This window comes from Pseudoalteromonas sp. AOP7-A1-14 (assembly GCF_052376275.1).
GTDB lineage: Bacteria > Pseudomonadota > Gammaproteobacteria > Enterobacterales > Alteromonadaceae > Pseudoalteromonas.
Genome location: NZ_JBQSVO010000167.1, coordinates 1 through 5,030, shown reverse-complemented (window position 1 = coordinate 5,030; position 5,030 = coordinate 1). Strand labels below are relative to the sequence as shown.

5 protein-coding genes are annotated in these 5,030 nt (G+C 37.7%); all 5 read right to left on the bottom strand.

The window, feature by feature from the left end:
• Positions 1-54: 54 nt before the first annotated feature.
• A complete protein-coding gene (locus ACT3RM_RS16845) occupies positions 55-1,206 on the bottom strand; it encodes a hypothetical protein (protein WP_441995342.1) in 1,152 nt (383 codons plus the stop codon).
• A gap of 4 nt (positions 1,207-1,210) precedes the next feature.
• The gene (locus ACT3RM_RS16840) at positions 1,211-1,945 is read right to left on the bottom strand and encodes a hypothetical protein (RefSeq protein WP_441996861.1); all 735 of its coding nucleotides are present in this window, start codon (positions 1,943-1,945) and stop codon (positions 1,211-1,213) included.
• Entirely contained in the window at positions 1,938-2,633 is a 696-nt protein-coding gene (locus ACT3RM_RS16835) for a hypothetical protein (protein ID WP_248533841.1), read from the bottom strand. The genes ACT3RM_RS16840 and ACT3RM_RS16835 overlap by 8 nt, the downstream gene beginning before the upstream one ends.
• On the bottom strand, positions 2,630-3,274 hold the full coding sequence (locus tag ACT3RM_RS16830) for a hypothetical protein (RefSeq protein ID WP_248533839.1): 645 nt from the start codon (positions 3,272-3,274) through the stop codon (positions 2,630-2,632). The genes ACT3RM_RS16835 and ACT3RM_RS16830 overlap by 4 nt, the downstream gene beginning before the upstream one ends.
• Before the next feature lie 331 nt (positions 3,275-3,605).
• The coding region (locus ACT3RM_RS16825) for a nuclease domain-containing protein (protein WP_444511444.1) at positions 3,606-5,030 on the bottom strand (1,425 nt) is incomplete at its 5' end.

Below are 5,030 nucleotides of genomic sequence, written 5' to 3'. Positions count from 1 at the left end.
CTTGTGTCTTCATAACCTCAAATATATCATCTTGCTTTGGCTGTCACCCTCCTTTTATCTCCTCAGCATACTTTCTGATACACCACCCTTTTTCGAAACCCATTCATTAATTTCAACAGCGTTATATGCAGGTAAATCCGTTGCTAACGATTTAATTAACTGCTGATCCGCTTCAACAAAGGTTTCAACATGTATTAGCTCCGACGGATGTTTAAACTCGGCAAGTTTATTCTTAATTTCTAGCTCTTGGGCAACTTCAGATGCCACAGCATTATATGAATCCGATAACGTTCTGCTCTCTCGCCAAGACGACACAAAGTTAACCACAGATGCACGTTTAGAAGCCGCGTTCAATAGCAACTCTTTTACGCTCTTTGGTAGTGCCGTTGCTTCTTCGTCGCTAAAGCTCATAGGTAAAGTATGTGCAGAAAGGCTTGAGGCAAAACTCGTGGCTTGAACAGTAACGCCAGATGACTGCAACGCTTGGTAGCAATCAGTGACTAATAACTTAGTTAATAAGTCTTTAAATATAACGAGTTGAGTACTATTGGCTTTATCATCTATCCATAAACATTTGGCGACAAAACCAAACTCTTCAACAGCTAACAGCCAAAACACTTTACCAAGCTCAAATTTATTTAATTCAGATAGCAACTCACCTGCTTTTTCTGGCTGCTCTGCATACAACTTAATTAACTGATATAAAGCCGCAGTAAAAGAAACCGTTTCTACCTTAGCGATAACAGCAATCATCGAAAGTTCTAATGTTTGTTTATCTGCACCCTCTGGTAGTAACCGCTTTAGCTTGTTATAACGCTGCTGGTTTCCAAAAAACTTCTTATAGCGACTTATGTCTTGGCGAAACTCCATTCTCATACCTAGCTCATTCAATATCATCGAGCTTGAATCAGCATAAAACCGCTCTGCGTATAAGCGAATATCATATAGCCAATCGCGTGATGGCTCGTTTTGCGGTTTATTGCTATACAGCAAGAACTTTGAGCTTGTTTCTTTTAGTTCAATACGTTGCTTTATTTCAAAATGTGAACACGCATCAAGCTCAATAAGTTCTACATCATTGCTATTAAGTTCGTCGTTTATTGATGGCAACTGTTCTTTAAATTCGACATCTTCATCTTGCCAAAATACCAATCGGCACTTTTCAAACTTGGCTAATACACCTTGTTTTATTTGTTCTAGGTTCATTAGATTACCCCTTGTTAGTCAGGTTGAAATAATTACAATTTCCAGACAAAACAGTGCAATTTAAATTTGCAGCGCCAATAAAGTCTTTGATAGCGATAACTGAGCTATCATCTTCCGTCTGCACTTGCTGCTTCGCCAATAAACTTAGCTGAAGCTCTGATGTTAACTCAGCCCAGAAACCATCAGATGCAACTACTAAAGATTGCTCTTTTGCGATATTAAATTGGAAAAGCTCGGGGTTATATTTTTTTCGCATATTTAAAGAACGGGTCAAAATATGCCTTTCAGGTAATAACTTCATTGAGTCTATAAAACTTTCACCAAAAGGATTGGCGCCAGTATGAACAGGAGAAAGCCAAATTATCTCATCCCTCACAGTGCCTATACGTGAGTCACCTACGGTATACCCCCACACATTGTCGGACTCATATGAAACAAAACACGTAATTAAGCTTGCTACTCCAGATTTGAACGACTGCTGTAACTCAATAATGACTTGTTGAAATACTTCAAGAAAAAGACTGGGTTCTGCAACACTTTCATTAGTGACCCGCTCTAAAATTAAGCCATTAAGTTGCTCTACAAAGCTTGCACAATTAAGCGATGAACTTGTTGAAACATCCAATAAATAAACCAACACTCCACAATCAAGTTCGAAAAGCCCAACAAAGTCCCTATTGGTCTCACGAGCACTACCTTGTTGTGAATAACAATCTATATCCATTACTCTGCTATCCATTGTCAGCAACGCCTTCTAGCCTTTCAAAAATCACCTTTTCTCTATCTAAATCACCATTTGTTAGGCTTTGAATCGCATACTCAAAATTGGAATCTTCTATTAGTAAAAATAATTGCTTTGAGATATAACTCTTCAAAGCCGCTGAAGCACTATTTATTTCTTCTACGATTTCCTCTCGGCCATCAAAAATATTAAGCAAATCTTCTATATCATGGCTAGATAAGCAATCTCCATTGCCACGCCCCAAGTAAGCTTCAATTTTTGTCGCAATAAAGTATTCCGGCGCAACAAGTTTGATCGTCAACTGATCAGTCAATTGATAATCTTGGGCCGTATCTACGGCATCTCTATACCACTTATTTGTAAAGCCGAGTGTTTTCTCATCCACAGGCATAAAATCAACTTTAAGCTCACCTAACAGCATACGGCACATGACTTCTTCACCCATATCTATGCTAAAGCCGTGCTCTCTTAATTGATCTTGTAAACTCGTCCAAGCAGGATACCCTACTACATCAACGATTAAGTCAACATCATCGGTATACCTAATTTGCTCTTTGGTGAAATCGTCTGTAATCAAAAGTCCTGTAGTACAGCCTCCCACAAACACAACTTCTTGAATCAATTGCTCACCAAGTGCTTCTGCTACTTTTGTTAGCATCTGCTTTTGTAAATTTATCGTTTTCATATTGTTGTCTTAAATAGTTGCTGTAAGGTTTCTAAAGCAAAGTTCCGTTCTCTAGGATTACCTAGTCTAATCGCGTCTGTTAACGCAAGGTATGCATACATTCTTGGATCTTTGCGAACAGCTTGAAAAACTTTGGGATGTAAAGGCTCTATAGTTAAACCCTTTGACTTGCCCTTGGCATAAGGCCAAACGGGTGAGAAATCGCCAGATGTCATTAACCTTCCTTGTAGCACAGGAGCAGCAATAGAGGTTGCAATTCCACGCGTTAATACTCCCTCTTTGGCAGGGAATACGTACCTAATACCATAAGCAAGGAACTCCAATAGTGCTTTAACATTTGTTTTAGGCACCGCTAGTTTTCTATCAAGCTTAACTAGCCCAACTTCAGTCATACGCTTTAAGCTCAAGTTGACTTGAGATTTACTAATTCCCGTATCACTTTCTAAAGATCGCATTGAAAAACGACGCTCAATATACTCATCGATTAAACTAGGTTCTTCAAAGTATACCTCCTCGCCATCACTCCAATCATCAAATTGCCAACTGATTTTTAATAATTCGCTTTCAACGGAGTTTTCGCCAAATAGCTCAGTGTGAAGGGACACTAACTTCAGCAACACGACGATATCTTGACTTTTCATTTTTATTTCCTTTTACTGTCCTCAGTCCTAGGACTGAGGACAGTATCCTTTAAACAATTTAAACATGTCAAGAATATTTACATGAAATACAAATAATCCCTTTTCCTAGCTTCGTATATATTACTTCACCGACTTCCCGTGGATAGTTTTTACGTTGTCGAAAGCAATTGCTATACGCTTTTCACACAATGACTTAATTGCTCGTCGCAAAACTCCACTAACTTCGCATATAAATTATTGCAAGTACTGATAAATGCTATTGTTTTTAAGCGATTACCAAACAATAACTCATCTTGATATAAGACTCCTTGAAACCTGTAACCAGTTATCATTAAAAATGCTCCGAACAGGCAGGACATTGAATATTAATAGGCTCTAAAGCCTCAATAGAATGATAATTCCAATAATCGCCGTTTTTAATTAATCTAGTTCTACATTCGCCATTAGAGCAATAGCTATAAATGGTGAAATGCTTACAATCATTACAAGTCGCCCACCATACTTTATCATTGTTACCTTGCGAATAATTTAAGTCGGTGCCACCACATTGAATACAAAACCCGGTTGAATCCGTAAGTGTAATAGGATGCTGTTTATTAAGTTTGTTATTCTCAACCCCATATTGTAAACACATACCTACAAGCCTTTGTAATTCATCCAGGTAACTGACCGTATCGATAGGAGAAAGCTTAATTGCACCATATTTATGATACTGTTGCTCACGCATAGTATCGTCCCAATCAAACATGGTTATCTCACCTAAAAAGCTATGCTGTGCCCAAGATTGCGGGTTAATTGCGACAGGTACAGCGTCATTTGAAGGGTGTAATACAAAAACGCCATTTTGACCCTTCTCTGAGTAATCTTTATCAAAATAAAGATGCTTTATAACTTGGCTAATACCACCATGTTTGGGGTCATTAATGTCTTGATAAAACTTTGCGTCAAATACAAAAGACCTACTATTAACTCGTCCGTTATCGCCTTGTGCATTAACTTCAAGTAAAAAGTCTGGTGTACGCTTATTACTTAATACTTTCTCGTACCATAAGGTAATACCTCGACCTGCTGCTTTATTTGTAAAAGATATAGAAATGTCTTTTTCATTATTTAATACTGACGCAATAAGTTTTTCTTTCCAGCCTTTTTCTGGCTGATATCTAAATTTAAATATCAACACTTTAAAAAACTGCAATAAGCACCATCTTTCATAAAGAGACGATATATTTATTAACTTCAGATTGTCAGACTTTTGAATTGCCTCAAATACATTATCTTCATTAAAACCAGAAAAATTAATTATGCTCTTATATGCTTTATTAGCATTACTGTAAGTTCGGTTTTGAATGAAGGTCATAGATGAAGGAAAATTGCCCGTCACGCCTATTCCTAATCGTTCAAATTTTACTTGTAGCGATTTTAAAGCTTGAATAAATGGCACAAAATATTGGGTTAAACGATCCGCCATACCTACTTTTGCTCTGAGTCTAGTATGCATTTCCTGTAGTGAGGCAAGTTCACGCTGCTGAGCTGTTTTTTCATTTTGTCGCAGTGGCCTCTTCCAACCGTTTTTCGCTAACGTTTCTGCCTCTGCTTCCATGCTATTAATTTTATTGGAGAGCTTTTCAAGTTTATCGCTTCCAAGTAAATCTATGCGGTTTAGCCCTCTTATGTTTATTTCGATAACAGACTTCCCTCTTCGGGTTCTCTTATCATATTGCCAATTACCCACAATCCGATATACACAGCCAATCTC